Source organism: Citrobacter sp. Cpo221 (assembly GCF_030332345.1).
GTDB lineage: Bacteria > Pseudomonadota > Gammaproteobacteria > Enterobacterales > Enterobacteriaceae > Citrobacter > Citrobacter portucalensis.
The window spans coordinates 29909-54251 of sequence record NZ_JAOWIA010000054.1; the positions used below are offsets into that span (position 1 = coordinate 29909).

19 protein-coding genes are annotated in these 24343 nt (G+C 54.7%); 15 read left to right on the forward strand and 4 right to left on the reverse strand.

The window, feature by feature from the left end; all coding sequences use genetic code 11:
• Positions 1–131: 131 nt before the first annotated feature.
• The 9 genes from OGY72_RS13890 (at position 132) to OGY72_RS13925 (ending at position 13011) form a co-directional block, all read left to right on the forward strand.
• A complete protein-coding gene (locus OGY72_RS13890; RefSeq protein ID WP_008324887.1) occupies positions 132–440 on the forward strand; it encodes a hypothetical protein in 309 nt (102 codons plus the stop codon).
• A gap of 119 nt (positions 441–559) precedes the next feature.
• Positions 560–3085 carry a type IV conjugative transfer system coupling protein TraD gene (traD, locus tag OGY72_RS13895; RefSeq protein WP_008324886.1) on the forward strand — a complete coding sequence of 842 codons (2526 nt, stop codon included), beginning with the start codon at positions 560–562 and terminating at the stop codon, positions 3083–3085.
• Positions 3082–8577, forward strand: coding sequence for a conjugative transfer relaxase/helicase TraI (gene traI, locus OGY72_RS13900; RefSeq protein WP_279276037.1), 5496 nt, complete (start codon positions 3082–3084; stop codon positions 8575–8577). Before traD ends, traI begins: the two co-directional genes overlap by 4 nt.
• A 36-nt stretch (positions 8578–8613) precedes the next feature.
• Positions 8614–9417, forward strand: a complete 804-nt coding sequence (locus tag OGY72_RS13905; protein ID WP_286547968.1) for a DsbA family protein — start codon at positions 8614–8616, stop codon at positions 9415–9417.
• Between the two features lie 88 nt (positions 9418–9505).
• Complete coding sequence (locus OGY72_RS13910; protein WP_137366872.1) at positions 9506–9829, forward strand: hypothetical protein; 324 nt, start codon at positions 9506–9508, stop codon at positions 9827–9829.
• Between the two features lie 32 nt (positions 9830–9861).
• Positions 9862–10410 carry a DUF2726 domain-containing protein gene (locus OGY72_RS13915; RefSeq protein WP_170975984.1) on the forward strand — a complete coding sequence of 183 codons (549 nt, stop codon included), beginning with the start codon at positions 9862–9864 and terminating at the stop codon, positions 10408–10410.
• Between the two features lie 626 nt (positions 10411–11036).
• A complete protein-coding gene (repA, locus tag OGY72_RS13920; protein ID WP_191226011.1) occupies positions 11037–11945 on the forward strand; it encodes a plasmid replication initiator RepA in 909 nt (302 codons plus the stop codon).
• A 507-nt stretch (positions 11946–12452) separates the two neighbouring features.
• The gene (locus OGY72_RS24950; RefSeq protein WP_502872877.1) at positions 12453–12587 is read left to right on the forward strand and encodes a replication-associated protein RepA4; all 135 of its coding nucleotides are present in this window, start codon (positions 12453–12455) and stop codon (positions 12585–12587) included.
• A gap of 232 nt (positions 12588–12819) precedes the next feature.
• Positions 12820–13011: a DUF2767 family protein gene (locus OGY72_RS13925; RefSeq protein ID WP_159137292.1), complete on the forward strand. Its 192-nt coding sequence runs from the start codon at positions 12820–12822 to the stop codon at positions 13009–13011.
• A 22-nt stretch (positions 13012–13033) separates the two neighbouring features.
• Here OGY72_RS13925 and OGY72_RS13930 read toward each other — a convergent pair whose 3' ends face one another.
• Together OGY72_RS13930 and OGY72_RS13935 are read right to left on the reverse strand one after the other, a co-directional pair.
• On the reverse strand, positions 13034–13801 hold the full coding sequence (locus OGY72_RS13930) for a TraX family protein (protein WP_159137291.1): 768 nt from the start codon (positions 13799–13801) through the stop codon (positions 13034–13036).
• Between the two features lie 343 nt (positions 13802–14144).
• The gene (locus OGY72_RS13935) at positions 14145–17132 is read right to left on the reverse strand and encodes a Tn3 family transposase (RefSeq protein ID WP_016236529.1); all 2988 of its coding nucleotides are present in this window, start codon (positions 17130–17132) and stop codon (positions 14145–14147) included.
• Positions 17133–17299: 167 nt separating this feature from the next.
• Here OGY72_RS13935 and OGY72_RS13940 point away from each other — a divergent pair, with 167 nt between their 5' ends.
• The 4 genes from OGY72_RS13940 to OGY72_RS13955 all read left to right on the forward strand — a co-directional run bounded on the left by OGY72_RS13940 (position 17300) and on the right by OGY72_RS13955 (position 22766).
• Positions 17300–17959: a recombinase family protein gene (locus OGY72_RS13940; RefSeq protein ID WP_286547973.1), complete on the forward strand. Its 660-nt coding sequence runs from the start codon at positions 17300–17302 to the stop codon at positions 17957–17959.
• A gap of 723 nt (positions 17960–18682) precedes the next feature.
• Positions 18683–19333, forward strand: a complete 651-nt coding sequence (locus OGY72_RS13945) for a CPBP family intramembrane glutamic endopeptidase (RefSeq protein WP_001567322.1) — start codon at positions 18683–18685, stop codon at positions 19331–19333.
• A gap of 2 nt (positions 19334–19335) precedes the next feature.
• The gene (locus OGY72_RS13950) at positions 19336–20589 is read left to right on the forward strand and encodes an HlyD family secretion protein (RefSeq protein ID WP_001567323.1); all 1254 of its coding nucleotides are present in this window, start codon (positions 19336–19338) and stop codon (positions 20587–20589) included.
• Complete coding sequence (locus OGY72_RS13955) at positions 20589–22766, forward strand: peptidase domain-containing ABC transporter (protein WP_086504903.1); 2178 nt, start codon at positions 20589–20591, stop codon at positions 22764–22766. The genes OGY72_RS13950 and OGY72_RS13955 overlap by 1 nt, the downstream gene beginning before the upstream one ends.
• A 42-nt stretch (positions 22767–22808) precedes the next feature.
• Here OGY72_RS13955 and OGY72_RS13960 read toward each other — a convergent pair whose 3' ends face one another.
• A complete protein-coding gene (locus tag OGY72_RS13960; protein ID WP_223870243.1) occupies positions 22809–23048 on the reverse strand; it encodes a hypothetical protein in 240 nt (79 codons plus the stop codon).
• 20 nt (positions 23049–23068) lie between these two features.
• On the reverse strand, positions 23069–23227 hold the full coding sequence (locus OGY72_RS13965) for a hypothetical protein (RefSeq protein WP_159137290.1): 159 nt from the start codon (positions 23225–23227) through the stop codon (positions 23069–23071).
• 397 nt (positions 23228–23624) lie between these two features.
• On the opposite strand from OGY72_RS13965, the gene OGY72_RS13970 reads away from it, so the two are divergent.
• Both OGY72_RS13970 and OGY72_RS13975 read left to right on the forward strand, forming a co-directional pair.
• Positions 23625–24098: a putative periplasmic lipoprotein gene (locus OGY72_RS13970; protein ID WP_191027949.1), complete on the forward strand. Its 474-nt coding sequence runs from the start codon at positions 23625–23627 to the stop codon at positions 24096–24098.
• Between the two features lie 22 nt (positions 24099–24120).
• Positions 24121–24343 (forward strand): hypothetical protein (locus OGY72_RS13975; RefSeq protein WP_286547793.1); only part of this gene is annotated, 223 nt, incomplete at its 3' end.

The following is a 24343-nucleotide window of genomic DNA, read 5'->3' on the forward strand; positions in this document are numbered from 1 at the left end:
TCTGCACCTGGTTCTGCGGATTTCTTCTTAAAGCCGGGGATGCAGTCTTATACGCGCTGCGTTGTCTTACTTCCGGTGCCCTTAAATCTCTGAGAACCCGGTTATCTGCCTGACAGATGAGGAATAACACAATGAAACCCTGTGTGAATGAAGGCTGTTCAGAGGAACTCTGGTCGCTCATTCAGCTGGAAAGCGAGCTGGTCAGAGCAAAGGCGTTTCTGAGCGTCTTTGGTTCACTCCCCGAATATCACCGCATGGCGACCGTAGCCTACTGGGCAGGCTATGTGTTCACTTTCCGGGGCATGGAAGCCTGTGAACGCCATACCGTGGGTTATGTTGATGTGGCCGCATCGGTCCGTTTTCTGGCAATGCTGGTCAATGAAAAAGACTGGCGGGCAGGATGTCTGCAGGCGGAGTATGAACTGAGCCTGATCGAATAACCCGGATATTTTTTCTCCGGTTCTCTGTCGCTGCGACGGCGACAGCCTGTTTCCCCCCTTTTTATCACAGACCACGTCATCACCTCACTGGTGATGCGATGACTGTCGGACAAAAATCTATGAGCTTCGCTGGTAAAAATCTCACTCAGGGTGGGCAGATGACTGCCTACCGGTGGCGCATGTTCTTTCAGGTTAACAACTGGATAGGATTCTGGATCTTCATTCTGTTTGCGGTACTGGCCTCGGCCATCTTCTTCTGGCGTATACCCCAGGATACCTTTGATAACGGCTCATTGTGGTGGTTTGCCAGTATTAACAGCAGTTTTATCGACCTCATGCCGGCAACGGGCACACCGAAAATCTATGACGTCCATTACTGGTATGCCCCCACACAGACGCACATGGTTCTGAAAATGACGCTGCCACAGATTTACGGCGATGCGTATATGAAGGCAATGGGCGATCAGGTGTTCAGTGAACTGCAGTGGGCAGTGCTGGCCAGTGGTACGTTCAGCCTGAGCGTGTTCGTGGCCATCGCCTGGTACATTGCCGGCATCGGGCGCAGGGAGAGCGAAGACCAGTACATTTCGGGTATGCAGCTGACAGAAAAACCTGCCGAGGTGAACAGGCTGCTGCGTAAGAACGGCGAACTGTCCGACTTGCGCGTGGGCGAACTGCATATGGTCAGAATGGCCGAGGTGATGAACTTCCTGATTCACGGCACCATCGGTGTGGGTAAATCGACACTGATCCGCTGGCTGCTGGACTTCATCCGGAAACGCGGTGACCGCGCCATTATCTATGACTCAGGCTGTACGTTTACCGAGACACACTATAACCCCGACACCGATTTCATTCTCAATGCCCACGATGAACGTTGTGCTAACTGGCATATGTGGGGGGAATGTGTGGACGCGGTGGATTATGACAACCTGTCAGCGAGTCTGATCCCCGTGGAAGGGGAGTCTGACCCCTTCTGGGTGTCCAGTTCGCGCACTATTTTTGCTGACCTCGCCATACGAATGTCTGCCGACCCGGACCGCAGCATTGAGAAGTTCCTCAAAACGTTGCTGTCACTCAGCATGAAAAGTCTGCGTGATTATCTGGCCAACACCCCGTCGGCTAACCTGGTCGAAGAGAAAATTGAGAAAACGGCCATCTCGATCCGCTCCGTGGTGACCAACTACGCCAAAGCACTGCGCTACCTGCAGGGACTGGATGACGGGACGAAGCCTCCGTTTACCATCCGGGAATGGATGACCCAGGAGCGCTATGACAACAGCTGGCTGTTTATTTCGACGCAGGCCCGGCACCGTAAAAGCGTCCGTCCCCTGATATCCCTCTGGTTATCGCTGTCCACCCTGTATCTGCAAAGTATGGGGGAGAACAGTGACCGGCGGGTGTGGTTTATCTGTGACGAAATTCCCAGTCTGCAGCGTATCCCCGAGCTGGCTGAAACGATTGCCGAAGCCCGTAAATTCGGCGGCTGTTTTGTGCTGGGCATGCAGAACACGGCGCAGATGATCCACGTTTATGGTCGGGAACTGGCCAGAAGTATCTTTGACCTGATGAACACCCGCATGTATGGCCGTTCCCCGAGTGCGGAGATGGCCAAAGTGGTTGAGGATGAACTGGGGCATCAGCGTAAACGAAAAATCCGCGAACAAAACAGTTACGGTCTGGACCAGGTTCGTGACGGGGTGTCGCTGGGCAAGGACGAGGTTAACGATCCGATTGTCGATTATGACCAGGTCATGCGTCTGCCGAACCTGAGCTTTTATGTTCGTCTGCCCGGTGAATACCCGGTTGTCCGCCTGAAGCTGAAATACCGGAAGGTGAAGAAGCATCACCCCGGCCTGATGGCGCGGAATATCCGCGATGTGCTGAGCCCGGAACTCGAGAAGGTGATTCAGGAAAATGAGCGTGCAGCCTCTGCTGCAGGGCTGACCTTCCCGACCGGGGACGAGGTGCTGGAAGGCGCAGGCTCTGGCGCAGCAGCTGCCACTGCCACAGCGGGGACGGCTCCGCAGCCCGTGGTCGTGGAGGTGAAAAAGACCATACTGCCTGAACCTGTCCAGGCTCCGGAGTCAGATCGCCAGACGTCACCGGTCATCACCCCGCCAGTTGTTAGCAAAAGTGCAGTGAAGCCCTCTTACTCAGCAGAAAAGAATCATGCAGATATTCCTGTACCAGCCCCGGGCACTTTACCTGCATCCACCACTGTGGCAACGGTTTCACCGGAACCCTCTGTTCCGGCACCTGACGGACAGCATGTTGCATTACCGGCAGCACTGCGTGCACTCCGCCATCGCCATCCTGAGCCCGAACCGCCAACCACATCCGGCCTGAGTATGTTGCACAGGGCCCGCCAGCGCCCTGCTGTTACAGGTGCAGGTCCGCAGGAAGACGGGGGGGCAGGCGGTGAGTCCATGAACCTGGATATGCAGGTGACCGTCCGGCCAGACGGGGAACTGACCGTGACGACGGCCGGAAAACCGGTGTCACCGGACAGGCCGGATGAGGAACACCGGACGAACCGCCTGCTGGCCCGGGACGAAGAAAACATTCTCCGTCATCGCGATGCAGACGACCCGGGGTACGACGAGAACGATCACCATTACTACGACAGAGAGCCTGAACTATGATGTCAGTGGCCCCCATTGCGTCGGCAGCGGATGCTGCCGGCTATTACAGCAATTCCGATAACTATTATTTTCTCGGCAACCTGCAGAGCCTCTGGATGGGCGAAGGCGCGGATGCGCTGGGTCTGGACGGACAGGTCCGGGGCGCTGACCTGACGGCAGTGCTGGAAGGCCGTCTGCCGGACGGGTCACGTCTCGGTAAAGAGATTAATGGCAACCATGTTCATCGTCCCGGTCATGACCTGACCTTCTCTGCCCCCAAAAGTGTCTCCATCCTGGCACTTATCGGAGGGGATAAGGCAATGCTGGAAGCCCATAACCATGCTGTCCGTATTGCGGCAGGGTATGTGGAGAAACTGATTTCGGCCCGGGATACGAAAGACGGCGTCACCTCCATCGTGCACACCGGTAAAATGGTGGCCGCGGCCTTCACCCACGACACCTCGCGAAACCTTGATCCCCAGCTGCACACTCACCTTCTGGTGGCCAATATGACAGAGCAGGACGGGAAGTGGAAAGCGCTGGCCACCGACTACATCCACAATGCCGGTTTTATCGAAACGGTGATGAAAATGCAGGTCACGCTCGGCAAAATCTACCGCAGCGCACTGCGTGAGCGCGTGGAGGCGCTGGGCCATGAGGTGGAGGAAGTGGGCAAGCATGGCATGTGGGAGATAAAGGGCGTGCCGGAAGCGGTCCGGGAAGAGTTTTCATCGCGCGGCCGGGAGATTCAGGGGGCTATCGGCGCAGAAGCCACATTGCGCAGCCGCGATGTAGCGGCAAAAGACACCCGCCGGGCGAAGGTTGATCCGTCCCGCCTGCGCCTGATGGAACGGTGGCTCGGTCAGATGAAGGATAAAGGCTACGATTTAAAGGCCTATCAGGAAAGCGTGGTACCGCGCGAGGATACGATGCGGGACGGACGCCGGGAGCCGGAGCCGTCAGCGCCGGAGGTACTGGGAAGCGGGGCACCTGAACTACCTGAACATTCTGCCAAAGGGGAAGAGAAAACCGGTGTTCCTGCTGAACACAGCCAGGGATCTGCAGGCTCCCGGTCCCGGCAGCCTGATGCGCAGCAGACTCACAGTAGCCCGGTACAGGCGGCACCGGACGTCCCGTCCGTTCAGCGGTCAAAAGCCATGCCGTCCAGACAGGTGCCGGAACTGGCGCCGGAAGTGAAGGACGCCGTGAAAATGGCCATCTCGCAGCTGAGCGACAGCCGGACCCGCTTCACCTTCGGGGAGTTGATGCTGACGACCGCCGAACTGAGTGAACAGTTGCCGGACATGAATGTCATTCGCCAGGCCATCGACGCGTCCCTGAAGGACGGTATGCTTGTGCCGCTGGACAGCGAGAAAGGCGTGTTCACTTCCCGCATCCACCTGCTGGACGAACTCTCCATTCAGGCGCTGAGCCAGGACCACCTGAAATCCACGCAGGTGGTCAGCTTTACCCGACCACAGCAGTATGCGCCGCCGGCGCTGGCGGTCGTGGAGACTGACCCGCTGGTCCTGATGAATGCCCCGTCCGGCGTGGCCGGTATCCGGGATCTGACCACACAGCTGACCGGTATCTCCACGGCCAGCGGTCGCGACGTCCGGGTGCTGGCCAGTTCTGCCGAACGCGCCATTTCGCTGGCCAAATCCGATGACCTCCGGGAGCGGATCATCAGCCGGCAGCATGTGCTGAGCGGTGAATTCCAGCTGAAACCGCAGAGCACGCTGATTATTGAAGGGGCTGAACGTCTGGGGCTGAAGGAAACGCTGGTTCTGCTGGGCGAGGCCCGGGCGCAGGATGCGCAGCTGGTCTTTCTCGACAGCGCCGGTCGTCAGGCGAATGGCAACGCCATGTCGGTGCTGGAGTCTGCCGGCGTGACGCGCTCCCGCCGCACCGAACCGGCACCGGGGCTGGAGGCTGACGTGGTGAGTATTGCCAACAAACGTGACCGCTATGAGGCGCTGGCCACCCGATTCGCGGACCTGAGCGGCGGGGATGAAAACGTCACCGCCGTGGTGGTTGGTAAACGTGAACAGGCCCACCTCACCGGCCTGATACGGGATGCGCTGCAGAATGCCGGGCAGCTGGAGCGCAACGGCATCAGCATTGAGGCCCGTTCCCCGGTGTGGCTCGACAGTAAGACCCGGCGTATGCCGGGCTCGTACCGTCCGGGCATGGTGCTCGAGAACCGCAGCGACGCGAAAGAACGCCATTCATTTGTTATCGACCGTGTCCATGAGGACACGCGCATACTGTCCCTGATTGACGGTGACGGCGTCCTGACCCGGATGAAAATCAGCGATGTCACCGCCGACTGGCGTCTCTTTAACCGTGAGACGCTGAACGTCGCCAGTGGGGAGCGGCTGATAGCCGTTGCCGGCGACCGGGAGCATGGGCTTAAGGCAAAAGACCGCCTCGGGGTCACTGGCATCAGTGAGAAGGGTATCCAGGTCACGCGCGGTACCGACACACTGACTCTCCCGAAAGACCGGCCCCTGTATGTCACGCATGCCTACGTCAGCGCCCCGGGGGGGCGTGATAACGACCGGGGCGTGGTCCTGGCAGCGCTCAACAGCCGGGATATTTCATCGCAGACCATGAACTCACTGGCACAGAGCGGGCATCGCGCGGAGGTGTTTACCGCCGAAGTGCAGGACCGGGCTGAAGCCCGCCTGCAGCGAATGAAGACTAACGTCTCCCCCGTGCAACTGGTGCGCAGCCTCAGTGGAAAAGAGGATGTGAGTGAGGCGGTCGGAAGCCTGCACGACGGCGTGCGGACCGATGCCAGCCTGGCCGTCTGGCGTGCGGTGAATGACCAGCGCAGCGTGGCGTTCAGCGAACTGGCGCTCACGGAGGCTGCAGGGAAATACCATCCTGACATTGAGCAGACAGAGCATGAAATTGCCGCAATGGTAAAGGCCGGGGAACTGCTGCGTGTGTCGGTCCGGGGGGAGCCACTGTTGATTGCCCGCTCAACGTGGGAGATGGAAAAAGCCATTCTGCGCACGGTGGAGGAGGGTAAAAACACCCAGCTTCCGCTACTGGATCAGGTTCCCGATGTGGTGCTGAACGGGCTGACAGAGGGGCAGAAACAGTCCACCACCCTGGTGCTCGGTACCACGGACCAGTTTATCGGGATTCAGGGTTATGCCGGGGTGGGGAAAACTACGCAGATGAAGGCGGTGGTCGCGGCACTCGATACGCTGCCGTCAGATGTACGACCGCAGCTGACGGGACTTGCCCCGACACATCAGGCGGTGAAAGAGATGAGCGACGTTGGCGTCCGGGCGCAGACCATTAAATCCTTTATTGTGGAGTATGAACAGGCCACTGCAGGCGGTGAAAAACCTGACTACCGGGGCCAGGTGTTTCTCATCGATGAGTCCTCGATGGTGGGTAACCAGGACACGGCCGCCCTGTTTCAGGCCATTGCTGCCGGGGAGGGCCGCGCAGTCTCGATGGGGGATATTGACCAGTTTGAGTCAGTCGATTCCGGGGCACCGTTTAAGCTGATGCAGGAGCGCAGCCCGATGGATGTGGCCATCATGAAGCAAATCGTGCGTCAGAAGGATGTTCACCTGCGGGGGGCGGTGCATGACATTATCGATAACCGTATCGATGCGGCCCTGAATCGTATAGAAGCGCAGCCCGCTGACCGTGTGGCACGTGAGGCTGGCGTGCCGGTCCCGGCCAGTGCATTTCAGGAAACGGCCACGCCGGTGGGCGATATTGTGGCGGACTGGACAGGCCGGACCGTGGATGCGCGGGCGCGGACCCTTATCATCACGCAGCTGAACGCTGACCGCCGGGCGGTGAATGCCGGCATTCATGACACGCTGACCGCGCGGGGCGAGCTGGGGGGGCTGGCGGTCAGGGTGCCGGTGCTGGAGAAAATCACCCACACCCGCCATGAATTCAACCAGACGCAGGCCTGGCAGGCGGGAATGGTGGTGAAACGTGGCGACCGCTATCAGGATGTGCTGGCTGTAGATCGGCACGGCAGCACGGTCACCGTCCGTGATGAAGAGGGCAATATCGGGCTGTATTCACCGAAGGAGCTTATCACCGGCGATGTACAGTTGTTTCAGCGCGAGGAGAGGGAAGTCCGGGCCGGTGACCTGCTGAAATTTACGCTCACGGACCGCGAGCAGGGACAGACCGGTAACCAGCGTTATACCGTGGAGTCTGTCAGCGAATCAGGGGATATCCGCCTGACGTCAGAAAAAGGCCGCATCATCATTAACCCGAAGGCGGTCCGTGCTCAGCAGCATATCGACTATGGCTGGGCGGTGACGGGCTACGGCGCACAGGGGGCGAGCACGGATTACGTTATTTCACTTGAGGGTACGGACGCCGGGCGTAAGATGCTGGCCACTCGTCGGGCCTTCTATATTTCCGCATCGCGAGTGAAGGAGCATGTGCAGATTTATACCGACGGGAAAGCGGACTGGGTCCGGGCGGTGAAAACCCCGGAACGTGATATCAAAACGGCCCATGATGCGCTGGCCCCGGAGACGCAGCGTAAACAGGCGAAAGCCATCTGGTCAATGGGGCAGCCCGTCAGTAAGACCGCCATCGGGCGGGCCTGGCTGCGGCATCAGGGAATGCAGGAGACGTCGCTGACGGCGAAAATTATCCCGGCGACGCGACGCTTCCCGGAGCCCGCACTGGCCCTGCCTGTTTACGACAACAACGGTAAAGGTGCCGGTCTGGCACTGGTCTCACTGGTTGCCAGCCCGGAGGGGAGACTGACGCAGGGTGACACCCGGATGGTGATGAGTGAGCGGGGGCGCGGGGCGCTGCTGCAGCGAAGCCGGTCGGGTCACACCCGTGTGGTCGGTGAACTGGCCGCCGCGCTCGACGCTGTCCGTACTCATCCGCAGGACGGTGTGGTGTGGCAGACCGGGGATGAATCCGTGGCGGCTCAGTTGCTCAAAATCAGTGGTGGCGAGCGTCGGGAGGTCGAAGAAAGCAGAGTGCAAATCATCAGCCAGAGAGACAGCGAAATTGCCCTGCCCGGGACGGACAATTTACGGAATGAAGAGAGCCCCCCGGTGGACATCAGTACGGTAAAAGAACAGGAAGCAGAGCGTCGTCACGCAGAAGAAAATCTGGCCATCAGCGCAGCAAAAGCAGGCAGCGAAACAGCGGAACAGATACCTGGCAGGATTGTTTTCCCCGCCGAAGAGGAATTGAATGTCAGAGCCTCTTTTAACGATATGCAGGGGCAACAGGGTGAGCCTGAACCGGACCAGAATACACTCAGAAGGATTGCGGGCGGAGAGGGAAACTCTGACAGTGATTTCGCAAGAATACGACGTACCGATAAGGAGCACGATGCGGGACGCGTTGCTGAGGTTTCCGGTGTCTCCCGTCAGGTGACTGAACTTGCCCGTAATGAGCGGGATATAGCACGGCAGACAGACACGCAGGAACGTGGCCGGATGCCGGAACACGAAGAACAGACCCTCAGCCGTACCATCCAGAAAGAACGTTAATCCAGCCTCTACCACAATGAAATCAGGCATATGCAAATGAAAAGCACAAGCAGAACAGTTTTAGCCTCACTAATAGTTACAACATTCATCATTTCTGGTCCGACAGCACGCGCAGCAACCCCTCAGCCGGTGTTCACACCGGCGCAGGAGGCCAGAATTGGCGAAGTGGCCGCAGACTACCTCGTCGCCCATCCGGAGGTACTGGTTAACGTCAGCCAGAAACTGCAGGAACAGCAGCAGGAAAGGCAGATGCAGGCCATGACGGCGGCTGTCGCTGAGCATCAGGGGGCACTGCTGGATGATAAAGGCACCCCGTCGTATGGTCCCGCTGATGCGCAGGTGACGGTCGTCGAATTCTTCGATTACCAGTGTATCTACTGTGCCCGACTGGCTCCGGTGCTCCAGAAAGTCATGGCGGCCAACCCGGACGTGCGTTTTGTGTTCAAGCCACTCCCGATATTTGAGACGCGCTGGCCGGAATCCGGGCGTGCAGCGAAAACCGGGCTGCAGATATGGTTGCAGAAAGGGGCTGATGCCTGGCTTCACTATCACAACACACTGTATGCCACCGGCCATAACGAGGGCCGGCTGACGGATGACGATATCCGTGCGGCGGCAACCGCCGTGAATTTCGACGCCGGGCAGGCGGCTGATGTACAGGGCACGCTGGACGGAATTCAGACGCTGGCGCAGCAACTGGGCTTCAGCGGGACGCCTGCCCTGGTGGTACTTCCTTCTGCCGGGGCCCGTGCCGGCAGGGTGACCGTCATCCCCGGACTTACCCGCGCAGATACCCTGCAGAGGGCAATTAATACCGCCGCGGGTAATCCGAAACCGTAATCATCAGGCGCGGCCAGCCGGCCGCATGACACAGGCCAGGGACCGTGTCGCCCGGGGGCACAACGGTCCGGTCAGATAAGGAAAGAGCATGTCAGAAGACAACCGAGACAGTCAGAAAGAAAACGAAGAAGCCTGCGCAATTTTAAAAAGAGCGCTAAGAAACCTGGTGGGGCAGGGCATTATCCGTTCACGTGATGACCTTATCCGCATTCTTTCGGAGGAAAACTTTGAAATCACAGACGTTACAGCGCAAAGCATTACGCTGTGTGCGCCTGACGAACCTGAAAACCGGGTCACGCTGGACGGCTGGCTGTTCTCCGCCGGGTTCTCCCTGAGCGTCCCTGCTGACCACCCGGAGCTGCGGACCGTGCCCGGGAACACCACATCCGCCGGCGAAGGAGAGCACCCGTGAATACAACCATTCTGTGGTTTATCCTCCCGCTGATGGTCATGCTGGCGCTATTTTTCCGCGTGATAAAAGCGAACAGCCCTCAGTCTCCGTTCATCAGAACACTGAGGGAGGCGGGCATCCGGCCGGGAGAAACAGAGCATCTCATCGCCGGCGGCGTATTCCTGGCGCGTCAGGCACACCTGATGACGGACCGGGAAGTGAATTTTATGCAGGGACTGTTCCGCACCGTGGACATGAATCGCTGGTATCTGTGTCCGCAGGTGCGGGTGGCCGATATTGTGCAGATAGCCCCCCGCGTCAGGGCGCGCAGCCGGGCGTGGTGGAAACTGTTCAGCCTGGTGTCCAGGTGGCACTGTGATGTGGTCATCGTGGACCGGCTGTCATTCCGGATTGTGGCCGCGCTGGAGCTGGATGATGCCTCGCACCTGAAAAAAAGCCGTCGCCGGCGCGATATCCTGCTGAATGAGGTCATGCGCCAGGCCGGTATTCCGCTGCTGAGAAACCGTGACAGTCAGGCGCTGCAGACAATGACCGCTGAATTTCTTGCCTTACAGAGTACCGGCGGCTGCCCGCGCAGCTGAGTCAGTGACCGCCCCGGTCACGTACCGGTAATGGGACTGACAGCCTTTTCCCGCCAGAAATTGCTGTCAGGTGGCCCCGGTGCGTTCCTGCCCGGGCCGGCCTTTGCGCCCTGGCGCTTCCTCAGTCAGACCAGAGGTCTGACCCTGCGGCGGGCGCTGCGATGTTTTCTCTTTCCCGTCTGTCCCTTTTCTTTGCTGTCGATCCTGCGGTATCCCACCATGATCCGGGATCATTTCGTATGGCAAATTCAGGTGTGAGAAGGTAGAATGTCAGCGTCTTCAGGTGTCTTGTGGTGGGGCAGTCTGTTGATTCAGTTTAGTTTTGTGACCTGACCCCAGTTTATGTGGGCGGCTTTGTGGTGAGGCTGGCAGGTGGCAGAACGTTTTTCGGAAGAAATGCGGACTTCCGGAAGCAGGAACATGGACGGGAGCGTGTCCGGAAAGACGCTCAGGAGCAGGTGACGGGGAGTTCCCGGAGCCTGAATGCACAAACCCCCCGAAATCTGTACGAAACTTGGCGGAATCATCAGATATCAGGGGGTCCAAAAGCAGGCGCGTGGCCTGTGAAGGATTATAACGCATGCACCATAGAAAACAACACCCGGCCGCCATAAGAACAGGCCGGCGTGAATGAAATACTGATCCCCCGCGCCGACAGGCGTGCCCGTGGCCTTCATTCCACGGCCTGTAAATGCCCGGCCCCGGTCTATATCCGGCCGTCGCACTACAAACCCTTAAGCCGGGAGCACGGTCGTGCTCTGCGTAACCTGATGAGCCGGGATAAAACCACCGGTCAGTGGGTGGTGCGCCGCCGGGTTTCTGCCGATCCCGTCTTTGTGTTCCTGCGTAATACTGCCGGCCGCCGGCGGGCATTCCGTCCGGAGCGCCGGCAGCTGCTGGATGCGCTGTTCATCCTGTTCATCAACAAAGTCGATCTGGCCACCAGTGTGGTGACCATCAATGTCTCCGCCCTGGCGGCCGCGCTCAGCCCGCGGGATGCGGATGACCACATCATTGCGGAGCAGGCTGTGACAACGTCACGCGTTTCGCGCCTGATCCACGAACTGGAGCGCTTTGGGGTGGTCGAATGCCCGCCGGCGGAATGGGACTGCGTGAACGGCTGCCGTTTTCCGAAACACGTCATTATCACTGACGCAGGCTGGCAGCTGACCGGGGTGAACATGGACAGGCTGCGCGCGGAGCAGGAGATGCGTCTTCAGGCCATCGACGATGGCCAGCTGAAGCCCGGCGAAACCCTGTCCCTGAAAGCCGCCCGTCGCCGCTGGTACGAACGCTGCCGGCATCAGACCCTTCTCAGCCGCCGGACCCGGGCCATCGAAGGTAAAATGCGTCAGAAACTGTCTGACCTGCCTTTTGATGAACGCAAGCGCCAGGTGTCAGAGCAGCTCTGGCGCAGTCTGAAGGGCCGGACGCAGCACCTGACGCCCCGCCAGTTTGAGAAAATGGTCTGGTCACAGCTGTACCAGCTGGAACTGGTCGACCTGGCCATTCCGGGCGCTTCCCCGCCGCACTGACCCCTTTTCTGGTTTATCCGCCTGACGGCGGAGGCCTTCTCACGTCCCGACATTATCCCTGCCTGTTTTATGAACACCTGCCCCGTGAATGCCTCCCTTTTTCTGCGACAGCCTGCACGATATCCCGGCGGGGATGTCATACCGTCCCGTTTATCCACAAATACCCGCAAACAGGGAAAAGCAGTTACCTGCAACTGACATCCACATACCTGCAAAATATTCAGGGTTTCACCCTTTACTTATATTCATAAAAGAGACCTCCTGTTCACTGCATGACTTCTGTGGATAACGGGGAAAACCGGTAATGCCTTCGCATGCAGCGGCCCCCGGCCGCGCGCTCAGAAAAAAGACAAAAGTACCTCCCGTCGCCAAGCGCCGGGCCCCGGTGGCGCAAAAAGCCACCCCAGTGCACACCCCTTACCCCTGCCAAACCGACGCCGCCCCGGCCCAAAGGGCCGGAACACCCCCGCTTTGTAAGGGATGTTGTAACTAGAATTCAGTGTCGCTGTGGGTGGTGCTGCTGACAGTTTTCCGTACACGCCCGTAAGCGGCCCTAACGGCCCGCTAACGCGGAGATACGCCCCGACTTCGGCCATGCCTTGTCGTGACCACTCCGACGGCGCAAATCATCAACCGGAGTAGCTTTTAGTGGATTTGGCTTTGCAGGGAATGGGGTGGGCAAGGCAGAAACTATCAATCCGTAACGGCTGCGCCGGTCACGACGCCTCCCACCGACTGCTCTCAGTGTGACTTCTGCTGGCGTCTCCATGCCGCTACGCGGCATAAAGAGCATGCGCCGTAATTTTGAACAGATTCGCAGTGGAGAAAACAGGATGGACTATTCACAGAAGCGTTCCTGCGCCAGCATGAAGAAATGTGCCAGGTCGTGGGCAGCATCGTTTTTTCACTTGTGGAGACAGGACACGATTCCACCAGTGGAAATATCGTCACTGTGCTGCGAAATGAGATTGCCGAAACCGGCAAATGGGCGCCGGACCAGGTGCTTTATCTGCAACTGGCCATTGATTTGCTGGAGCAGGGACGCAGAATTCCGGGGCCACGCTGACGCCCCGTAAACGGTGGCTCTCTCACCAGAGTTGCATCAGGATGAGCAGAACCAGCAGATGGCCGGCATAGGCGATGTAGAAAAAATGCCGGGGCATAAAGCGCGGGCAGCCCTCCGGGCACAACTGAATGCTCAGGTAAATGGCCATAATGGGGAAAACCAGTGTGGGGAGGGTGGCGAACAGCAGCGTGTCTGCCGGCAGACTCAGCAGGTGTGATACCCCGTTCAGACAGCACAGTGACAGCCCGGACACGATAACCCCCGTGCGCTGCACGGCAGACGTCTGCCCGCCCGTTGCTATGACCATGCCGGTGGCCAGAACCATACCCGCCAGGCCATAACTGGCCGGGCTCAGCGGCCAGACCAGGACGACCAGCAGCAGTACGCCAGCCATCAGCCCTTTTTTTCCGTACCTGTACTGTAGGGCAAGCAGTTGCGTGACACCTGCGAACACGAAAAGAATGTTCAGTGCCCACCACGGATGGTGATGCGCAAAAGCCAGGCTGAATACAGGCTGGGTTATGACGGCCCATCTCCACAGACGGTTTGCCCTCACCTGGAGCCGTTCCGGTGTGCGCTGCACGTTCATCGCCCAGATAAGCGTGAACAGGGGGAAGGCCATCCGGCCAGCCGCATACAAAAGCAGGTTGCCGGGCGTCAGGAACAGGGTGTTGATGTGGTCGGCCAGCATGGCGATCAGTGCCAGCACTTTGACCATATCCAGGGCAGCAGGACTGATCTGCCCTAGTGTCTGAAGGGGTCGAAGAAGGCTGGGAACCGTGTGACTCATTCGGTGTATTCTCCTGACGGCACGCCATCAGCAGCCAGTCCTGAACATGATGCCAGAAAGCCCTGCCTGTCTGTGACGTCACGCGAACCTTTAATTTTTCCAGAATTATGCGTGCCGCAAACTCTGATTTATCCCGCAGCACACGCATGGCGCCTGCCACATCCTTATTCTGAACACAAAGACTTAAAATATGAAAATCGTTCATAACCCTTCCCTCCTGACCCTTTAATTATCGGCACAGGAAGGAATACATTTAGCGTAAATTTATATTATTCAGTATTTTACAAGGAATGTCAGTGATCGGTTACCGTATCAATATTGGGGTCAGTTTGGATATCGAAAATTATTGTACGTTAAGGCTGTTTTTTGACCTTCCGACTTTAGCTGGTCTCAACCGACGAAACTTACCGGAAGCCGGTATCCGGTTGCTTTTCCAGATATAATCACCTGTCAGATTGATGTGCTCCCAGCCTAACGGCGACAAATGCGACAGCAGTTGTTCGTTGATCTTTAGTCCTTTACGCTTCAGGGCATCGATCGCCCTTTCCATATACACAGTATTCCACAGCGAGATCGCAGCCGTCAGAAGCGTCAGTCCACTGGCGCGATAGCTCTGATTTTCAGGCTTTCTGTCCCTGATTTCTCCCAGCCGGTGCATAAATACCGCCCGCGCCAGTGCGTTACGTGCCTCACCTTTATTCAGCCCCGCCTGTACTCGCCGACGCAATGCAGGATCGCGGAACCAGTCAAGCATAAATAGCGTTCGCTCAATGCGCCCAATTTCTCTCAGTGCTTTGGCAAGTCCGTTTTGCTTGGGGTAGCTCGCTAGTTTTTTCAGCATCAGAGATGCTGTCACGGTTCCCTGCTTTATCGAGGTCGCCAGACGCAGTACTTCACGCCAGTGAATTTCGATCTCTTTCAGATTCAGGCTGGTCGTTGATATCAGTGACTGAAGCGCCGGGTACTGGTCCGCTTTCCCTTTGATAAACAGCTTTTTGTCGTGGAGATCCCTGATTCGCGGACAGAACGCAAACCCCAGCAGATGCATCAGGGCAAAGACATGATCGGTGAAACCTGCGGTATCGGTGTAATGCTCTCTGATTTCCAGGTCGCTTTCGTGGTATAGCAGGCCATCGAGAACATGGGTTGAATCCCTGACCCGACTGATTATGCAGGTGTAAAACGGGCTGTATTGATCCGAAATATGGGTGTAAAACTGACGTCCAGGCTCCTGCCCGTATTTCGGGTTAACCTGCCCTGCGTAGCGGCCAGAGCTGCCTGTTCTGAAATTTTGTCCGTCTGATGATGACGTTGTCCCGTCTCCCCAGAATGCCGCCAGTGGTCTTTTCCCCTGCGCGTTTACCAGCTCTGCGAGGGCGGCTGAATAGGTTTCGTCGCGGATGTACCATGCCTGGATATCTTCCAGTGATGATTTGGTGCTTCCGGGACAGGCTTCCGCCATTTTGGTCAGACCAAGATTGATGCCATCCGCAAGGATGGTGGTGAGGAGCAGGCGGGTATCGGGACGGGTAATGTCGTTTTTTATATGCGAAAAATGTCGGGTAAACGTCGTCCAGCTGTTTACCTCATCGAGAATTTCCGTGATTTTAGGGCGCGGTAGCATGCTGTAAACCAGCTCTGCCAGCGGTGAAACCTGCACCGGGACGCAGTTATCCAGCGGAGAGACTTTTACTCCCCTGTCAGATATTTCCACATCGGGCAGTTCACCAAGGGCTGCCATGGCATTGACCTCTTCAAGTCTGGACTGAAGCAGAGTCATACGGCTGGTAATGTACTCATGATTATCAGCTGATACGGGCAGGGGCAGCGCCGGTGTGAGTTTGTCAAAGTCCTTTTCGGGAATGAGGTAATCATCAAAGTTTTTGTAGCGGCGTGAGCCTTTAACCCAGATGTCTCCGGAGCGCAATGCCCCCTTAAGCTCGCTGAGCGCACAAAATTCATAGTACTGCCGGTCAATACCCGCAGGTGTAATCACCACCTTGCGCCAGCTTTCAGGGACAAACTCAAGCGGCGCTGTCGCCGGAACTTTACGTGACTGCTTCCGGTACATATCCTGGATCACAACCAGCGCATCAGCCAGAGGTTGCGCTGCCGGGGTGGCGACTAACTGTAAAGCAGACAACATGCGCGGGGCATATTTCCGTAATGTGCTGTATTTCTCAGTAATAATATGCAGCGGATCAAAATTATTTTTTCTGGCGAGATGGCGCGTTTCTTCCAGACTGGCGACAAATTCAGGCCATGGCAGTATGTTTTCTATTGCGAGCCATGGATCGCCACCGGAATCACGAGCTTCAAACAGTGCCTGGCCGATATCTATGTACTGCCTCAGTTTTGACTGGATCAGCTTTCCGGTCTGCTGAAGGCGCTCAGCCTGTGTTCTTTTGGCTTTGCTGAACAGGCTGTTCAGCATGCGTTCATGCAGCTCAATCACTTCATCTGTCAGTGTGGCTCTGGCTTCTTCCAGCACGCACACCAGGATCGCATGACGCCGGGCTGCTGAAAATCGGGTCAAATCCCGGCTGCTCATCTTTCGGCCTTCCCGCGCCAGTTTCAGCAACCGGTTCTGGTGAATGGTACGATCTATACCTTCAGGTAATGCCAGCAATTCAATGCTACTGAGCCGATCAAGGTGTTGCAGCACGTTCTTACCATTGATTTTACCCGGCGGTTGCAGAAGCCATGTCAGTCTGGAAGACTTATTATCTGAGGACTCAAGTAAACGATCCAGGGCATCCCTGTGAGCCGGAGTTAACGGGGCATTCAGGGTCTGAAATACGATTTCATCGCCGCCAGCCATGGCCTCCGCACAGGTACGCTCCACGACATCAATCGCGGGGATTATCACGTTGTTCTTCCGGAGCCAGACCAGCAGTTCTTCGGCCAGAAGAATACCTTTATCGGTGCGCGTCGCCATCGGCAGCAGGTGTGTAATACAGTCCTGCTGTATTTTGCCGGTGAACGATTTTACGCCAAGGTAGCGGTACAGTTCGGTTAAATGTTCGCGTCGCGTGGTTTCCCTGCCGGAAAGGTAAGCAGGCCAGAGATCCCCGGTAAGTTTTAGCCTGCTGGCGATATGCTTCAGCAGCATATCAGAGGGTGGGATTTTTTTATCCGGTGCAAAGCCGACATTTTTCAGATAGCAAAGAAGGACAGCAAAACCAAAACGGCTGGCGGGTTTACGGTGAGCACTGATAAGCGCCAGATCATGTTCACTGAAATAGGCCATTCGTGTCAGCGTTAACTCATCGTCCGGTAATGCCAGTAATGATTCTCTTTCCGACAGAGAAAGAATCTGCCTCCTTGCCATATAGTTTCCTTCATAAATTATTCTGTGCGGTATTTTTAACAAAAATGCTTATCGCATAAGGGTACACCCTGACGCTATAACTAAAACGTGACGGCACATCATGAATGAAATAACCTATATGCGATAGATTAAATGCAATAACCTAAATGCGATAACACGGTGAAAAAATGTTCATCAGAGCTTATTTAAGGGCATCGACGGAAGATCAGTTCGCCGATCGGGCAAAAGAGATGCTGGAGCAGTTCGTTCAGGAACGAGGCTATAAAATAGCCAGTTACTACCGGGAGAACATCAGCGGAACAAAACTTGACCGCCCGGAACTGGGACGCTTACTGATGGACAGTCACCACAGTGATATTTTGCTGGTCGAGCAGATAGACCGCCTGACCCGTCTGAGTAACAGCGACTGGATGACGCTGAAAAAGCAGATAGAACAACATGAGCTGCGGATTGTCAGCCTGGATGTCCCCACGTCATGGCAGGCGCTGTCTGATAAAGCCCCTTCACAGACTGACCCAATCACCTGCGCAGTGATAACAGCTATCAATAATATGCTTATCGACCTGATGGCTGCGATGTCGCATAAGGACTGGCTGAGCCGCCGCCAGCGGCAAAAACAGGGAATTGAACGGGCCCATATACTGGGGAAATATCGAGGCAAACAGGCTGATCAGGAACGACATCAGAAAGTTCTGTACTACCGGGAGGTCAAGAAACTGAGCATCCGTGAAACGGCAGAAGCAACAGGCTACAGCACTTCACAGGTTTGCCGAATCCAGGCATATCATCGAGATAAGTTAGATTTTAAATCAATAAGTAATAAATAATGCAAGTTCCATTCAATAACACATGATAATAAATTTACATTTATTTACATAAATTCACTTTGTGCATACATTTTGGTCATGTAATAGTGAAACAGCACTTTATGTTAAAATTTATAAGAGGGATTTTTATGTCAAATATCAGAGAATTGAGTTTTGATGAAATTGCATTAGTCAGTGGTGGCAACGCAAACAGTAATTATGAAGGAGGCGGAAGTCGTAGTCGTAACACCGGAGCCCGTAACTCACTGGGACGAAATGCACCGACACACATTTACAGTGACCCGAGCACAGTTAAATGTGCTAATGCTGTCTTTAGTGGAATGGTTGGTGGTGCCATTAAAGGTGGTCCTGTAGGAATGACCAGAGGAACTATTGGTGGGGCAGTTATCGGCCAGTGTCTCTCCGGTGGAGGAAATGGTAACGGAGGCGGAAACAGAGCTGGTTCCAGTAATTGTTCAGGAAGTAACGTCGGTGGTACCTGTAGTCGATAAGTAAGTATCAACGGAGGATACTGCAGTGTTTATTAAATTATTGTCTTTTATATTAAGTTTATTACTGGGTTTTGCGCTATTAAGTGGTTCCTCCATTATTGATTTGTCATGGTTTTCGTTGCCTGAGGAATTTTCAAAAATAGTAATTACATTGATCACCTTGTTTTCCACTGCTAAATTTACAGATATAGTTTTAGCAAAAATAATAACCTTCATAAAGTGATGTTTTGTAATGGATGAACGTTCGAGCCAGTTTAGATATAGTAAATACAGCGCTATTATTTTTCTTGCAGTGGTTATTATATCAACTATTGTAACATTATCGCCAACCTTTACACTGCGTTATGTTGGACTGGATATTGCATTTTTCATTGTGTTCATTACAGAGATTCTAATTTCAACTCTTGTTTACTTATTTTACCTAAAGGAATTTCCTGAGTGTAGAATAAAAATAAGAACAGACTCAGCTACAGTTAAATTTTCAGCCCTGTCATTCCTTATAATTATTCTGATACAGTTAGCTGTTTACTGCTACAGAGACTATTTATATCATTACGAACCATCACAGATAAACTGGATAACAGTTTTAGTGATGACACTGGTCGTACCCTACTATGAGGAGATCGTATACAGAGCCTGTGCCTTTGGATTTCTGCGTTCAATTTTCAAGGAAAACATTATCATTCCCTGTGTGATAACATCTTTGTTTTTCTCTCTGATGCACTTTCAGTATTATAATGTTCTGGATCAATCAGTCCTTTTTGTTGTATCTATGCTGTTATTAGGGGTCAGAATTAAAAGCAGATCCCTTTTTTATCCTATGTTAATACATTCAGGCATGAATACCTTTGTTATATTATTAAATATTCAAAATATTTTATAACCATGAGTATATTCAGGGAGGAAGCATTAGAACATAACAGTGATACAGAGTACGGAGATATTGTCTTACCCGCGTCATTTGGCATGTCAGTATGCGCCGTTGCTACATTACTTATATTTCTGAGCGTCTCATTATTCGTTTATTATGGTAGTTATACCCGCAAGGCTCATCTTACAGGTATAGTGATGCCTTCATCAGGACTGGTGAAAATCACACCGCAATATGCCGGATACGTCACCCGACAGACTGTTTCAGAAGGTCAGCACGTAGCTGCCGGTGAGCCTGTTTACCATATCAGCGGCGAGCATTACAACGGGCAGGGCACAGGTACACTGGCAGCCATGAGCATGTCCCTGAAGACTCAGTATGCCATGCTGTCTTCCCAGCAGACTCTGGAATTGCGTGACAACAGTCAGCAGCAGCAGGCCATACTACAGCGAATTGCCTCCCTGAAACCACAGATTAAAAGTGCAGAGCTGCGCCTGTCGCTTGCCGGGCATCAGGCCACGCTGGCCGTGTCCGTCATGGAGCGCTATAAAAAACTGGCTGGAACGCATTACGTATCAGATATCGAATACCAGCAGAAGCAAATTGACGTTTCTACGTCACTGCAAAACGTTGAGGATCAGCGTCAGGGGCTTCTGCAACTACACACTGCAATGGAGGCTGCTGAAGAAGATCTTAACCATCTCATCGTTCAGGGGGAAAGCCGTAAAGCTGAGCTGGACAGGCAGTTGCAGGGGATCAGGCAACAGCAGGACGAACTGGCCGGACAGGAGAACTTTACGCTGACGTCACCGGTATCCGGAACCGTTGCTGCCGTGCTGATCAGACAGGGACAGTCTGTCAGGGCATCTGAACCGGTCATGACTCTGGTTCCCGACAATGCTCGTCTGCAGATAGAACTCTATGCCACCAGTCAGAATGCCGGTTTTATTCAGCCGGGGCAGCGTGTTGCACTTCGGTTCGCCGCATTCCCCTATCAGAAGTTTGGCGTTCAGTACGGGACTATCCGAGAGATAAGCCGTACAACGCTGACCCCTTCGGATTTACTCTCCGTATCCCCTGTGACCTGGAAAGAGAATGAAGGGCACTACCGCGTCATCGTCGAACCTGAGAATACCTTCATTCTGGCTTATGGAAAACAGGAACCCCTGCGCCCCGGCATGACCCTTGAGGGGGATGTCAGCCTGGATACCCGCCATTTGTGGGAGTGGCTGACCGAGCCACTCTGGAGCCTGAAAGGAAAACTGTAATGGATACCCTTAAATGGACCGGGAGAAAACAGCTCCCCCTCATCCGGCAGACAGAGTCTGCGGAATGTGGTCTGGCATGTCTGGTCATGATGGCCTGCTGGCATGGTCTGCAGACAGATTTACCCACCCTGCGCGAACGTTTCAGTATCAGCACACAGGGGATGACCCTGCAGAGGCTGATAGAGTGTGCAGCCGGTATCCGGTTGTCCTCCCGGGCCGTCCGGCTGGAGCCGGAAGACCTGAAATCCCTTTCTCTCCCGTGCATTCTCCACTGGAACATGAACCATTTCGTCGTGCTTTATAAAGTTCGCGGGAGCAGGCTGGTTATCCACGACCCGGACAAAGGGAAGATAACGCTCTCCCTGCAGGATGCAGGAAAACATTTCACCGGTGTCGCGCTGGAGTTGACGCCGGCCAGTGATTTTACCGCCCGGGATGAAAGAAAAAAAATTCGCCTGCGCCAACTGACAGGCAGGACACCCGGGCTGCTGGCCGCGATGTCGCGCATCATCATTTTTGCCCTGGCGCTGGAAATCCTGACGCTGAGTAGTCCACTTCTCAACCAGCTGGTAATTGATGAAGTGCTGGTTGCCGCCGATCGAAGTCTCCTGACCGTTATAATCATTGCCCTGCTGCTGCTGTCAATGACCCAGATGCTGCTGTCGCTGGCACGCCAGTGGGCCAGTATAACTCTGTCCGTCAATTTTAACATGCAGTGGACAGCCCGGGTTTTCCATCATCTGGTGCGTCTCCCGCTGGGCTGGTTTGATGCGCGCAGTAAGGGAAGTATCAATGCCCGTTTTGAGGCCGTGGATACCATCCAGGAGGCGCTGACCACGCAGGTACTGGAAGGTATTCTGGACGTGTTGCTCGTGATAACTGCGCTCTGTATGATGCTGCTGTACAGTCCGGAAATGACGCTGATAGCCGTACTGGCAGCCATTATCTACGGTGTGCTGAGGGCGTTGTGGTATCCGTCCCTTCGACAGTCGGCAGAAGATGCCTGGGACGCAGGTGCCAGGGAGTCCGGGCATTTTCTTGAAACCCTCAACGGTATTCTGAGCCTGAGAATTAACGGCGTGACAGCGCACCGTGAGGCCGCCTGGCTGAACCTCAACATTGTTCGCAGGAATACGCAGCTGCGACAGAGCCGTCAGCTGATGTGCTATGACATTGCACACACCCTGACCGGCAGCGTGGTATCAGCGATTATTTTGTGGAAAGGTGCCGGGGAAGTACTGAACGGTACCTTCACCGTCGGCATGCTGGTTGCTTATTTGTCCTACCAGATGCGTTTTTCATCCAGTATCAGCAGCCTGACCGATAAGTATTTTTCCTGGCGTATGCTTGATATCTACAACGAACGCCTGGCTGACATTGTGCTGACCCCGACAGAAGACTATCAGCAACAACCCGCTCAGGAAGACAATGATACTTCTGTCTTCCCGTCCGTATTCCGGGGGGATGTGGCCGACGGTGCCCGTGTTCCTTTATCCCTTGAGCATATAACCTTCAGCCACAAGGGAGGGAATAAACCGATACTCCGCGGGGTGTCGCTGACACTCCATCCTGGCGAGGTGATGGCCATTACCGGTCAATCCGGATGCGGGAAATCGACACTGGTGAAGCTTATCCTGGGGATCCACATCCCGGATGAGGGAACAATCAGGGCATTTGGCATACCGCATACCCACCCGGATTATTTTCAGGTACGTCAGCGAATCGGTACCGTACTGCAGGATGACCATCTTTTCAGGGGCTCCATTGCAGATAACATCATTTTTTTCAGTGGAGACCGCAATCATGAACGAATGATCCAGTGCGCCAGACTGGCACTTATCGACAGCGATATCATGTCTATGCCGATGGGGTATCAGACGCTGATTGGTGAAACCGGTGGAGGGCTTTCCGGAGGGCAAAAACAACGCATTCTGCTGGCCAGGGCTTTGTACAAGAAACCGGGATTTTTATTACTGGATGAAGCGACCAGCCATCTTGATGTTGAAAGTGAAATTCAGATAAGCCAGACACTACGTCAGCTGGGGCTTCCTGTCCTGCTGATAGCCCATCGCCCGGAAACCATAGCCTCTGCAGACCGGGTTCTGTATCTGGCAGACGGCTGCTTTACGGAGCTGAGGCACAAGCGCACCATTGATGATGGGCTGAACAAAAATTAACCTTAACGTACAATAATTTTCGATATCCAAACTGACCCCATATTATGCCCCTGGCAACTCCCCGCTACCGTTACTGAGGGCATATTCTTCCTGACTCAACAGCGGCCAGTGGATAAGGCGGGTGAGGCGAGAAGCCTGATCCGGCGTGAACCCGAATCCGGCCAGCATCTCAGTCAGCAACTGGCCGGTATCTTCTTCATACCGATCCGAGCGAAGGGCATCAGGAGTCCCGGCCACGGCTTTCGCCAGCGCTAGGAAACGTTCCTGGAAGCTTTGTGGCATAGCGGTCAGCAGCGGAAGGGTTACAGGTAGCTCTCGATGCTGCAGATCAGTTCTGAAACCACCTTTTTGAGCGGAACCGAGTTTTCATCTTCCGGGATGCCATTGGAGTACAGGTGCAGCTCGCAGACCCCCTCCTGGAACACGAATCCCATATCCCATTCACCACTGTTGGAGATCATCACTTTCCGATAAGGCTGATCCGGGATGAACAGACGCTTTTCCAGCCCTGGAAAAGCGAACCTGGACTTCGGTGAGCGGACACCGTCTTTGAACTCTCTAGGCTTCAGCCGCGTAGTCCTGCGGACTGTAGACGGTCACGATGACTTTTTCGACAGACTCGCTGATCGCGGTGTCCGGTAACACCGAAGGACGTTTCATTTCGGCGCGGACCTGGTTGGTGTGCCGGTACAGGAGCCGGCTATGTCGGGCGACGGCGCCCCTGACCCACCGAGATATGGTCAACAATAATTGTCGCCTCCATGCCTTACGGGCATAACACCTAAACATCCCGATATCGATGCCGATAGACATTGATGTACAGGAGAAATTTACTTCCCCTTTTAAAAGGAAAACGTAATGAAAAAAATTATTGGGGTTGCGGCAACGTGTATGTTGATGATGGGGTGCAGCTCTCAGCAAGCTAAAAAGCTATATCTTAATACGCAGATGCAATCTCTGGTATCCGGCCCGACGACAATCAGCCTAGAGGCTGACCGTCTTCTCCCTCAGAAAAACATAAGTCATCTAAATCTTTACCCAATGCAACCGTTGCCAGGCAAAGCATATAGAGATGACCTGGACCGGAAATTTGCTGCGGCGAAAATGTACATCAACGTAACCCCGGACGCCGACAGCCGAACAGTCGAAATCAGTGGTCAGATTGATTATTACGATCACCAACGATATAACAACGCCCAGCTGGTCGGTGATTCCATTAAGACCTTCAATGTACCAAAAAGAACCGTGGAGCTGACATACGGGAAACCCGTTGTTATCGAATTACCACGCGGTATTCAGTATTCCCTGCTGTTGACAGACCAATTTCAGTAACTTTCCAAAAATGGATTTAATGATGACCCAGACCCAAGGAAATGTTCTTGTTCCACCGTTGGACTTACGTCCGGTAGTGCAGATGGATATTTGTACCATTGGAGTACTGAAGGAGCGGGAATCTGTTTTTTATGGCAGCGATGAACGAAAGAAAACGCGAATCCAACAGCTGGCAATGATGGCTGAGTCAGGACTATGCCGGTTTTCCTTCCTGGTCGCGATTATTGAAAAAGCGACCGATTTTA

Coding starts and splice junctions, on each gene's coding strand:
- OGY72_RS13890 (WP_008324887.1), top strand. CDS start 132: ATGAAACCCTGTGTGAATGAAGGCTGTTCAGAGGAACTCTGGTCGCTC.
- traD (WP_008324886.1), top strand. CDS start 560: ATGAGCTTCGCTGGTAAAAATCTCACTCAGGGTGGGCAGATGACTGCC.
- traI (WP_279276037.1), top strand. CDS start 3,082: ATGATGTCAGTGGCCCCCATTGCGTCGGCAGCGGATGCTGCCGGCTAT.
- OGY72_RS13905 (WP_286547968.1), top strand. CDS start 8,614: ATGAAAAGCACAAGCAGAACAGTTTTAGCCTCACTAATAGTTACAACA.
- OGY72_RS13910 (WP_137366872.1), top strand. CDS start 9,506: ATGTCAGAAGACAACCGAGACAGTCAGAAAGAAAACGAAGAAGCCTGC.
- OGY72_RS13915 (WP_170975984.1), top strand. CDS start 9,862: ATGGTCATGCTGGCGCTATTTTTCCGCGTGATAAAAGCGAACAGCCCT.
- OGY72_RS13925 (WP_159137292.1), top strand. CDS start 12,820: ATGTGCCAGGTCGTGGGCAGCATCGTTTTTTCACTTGTGGAGACAGGA.
- OGY72_RS13930 (WP_159137291.1), bottom strand. CDS start 13,801: ATGAGTCACACGGTTCCCAGCCTTCTTCGACCCCTTCAGACACTAGGG.
- OGY72_RS13935 (WP_016236529.1), bottom strand. CDS start 17,132: ATGGCAAGGAGGCAGATTCTTTCTCTGTCGGAAAGAGAATCATTACTG.
- OGY72_RS13940 (WP_286547973.1), top strand. CDS start 17,300: ATGTTCATCAGAGCTTATTTAAGGGCATCGACGGAAGATCAGTTCGCC.
- OGY72_RS13945 (WP_001567322.1), top strand. CDS start 18,683: ATGGATGAACGTTCGAGCCAGTTTAGATATAGTAAATACAGCGCTATT.
- OGY72_RS13950 (WP_001567323.1), top strand. CDS start 19,336: ATGAGTATATTCAGGGAGGAAGCATTAGAACATAACAGTGATACAGAG.
- OGY72_RS13955 (WP_086504903.1), top strand. CDS start 20,589: ATGGATACCCTTAAATGGACCGGGAGAAAACAGCTCCCCCTCATCCGG.
- OGY72_RS13960 (WP_223870243.1), bottom strand. CDS start 23,048: ATGCCACAAAGCTTCCAGGAACGTTTCCTAGCGCTGGCGAAAGCCGTG.
- OGY72_RS13965 (WP_159137290.1), bottom strand. CDS start 23,227: ATGATCTCCAACAGTGGTGAATGGGATATGGGATTCGTGTTCCAGGAG.
- OGY72_RS13970 (WP_191027949.1), top strand. CDS start 23,625: ATGAAAAAAATTATTGGGGTTGCGGCAACGTGTATGTTGATGATGGGG.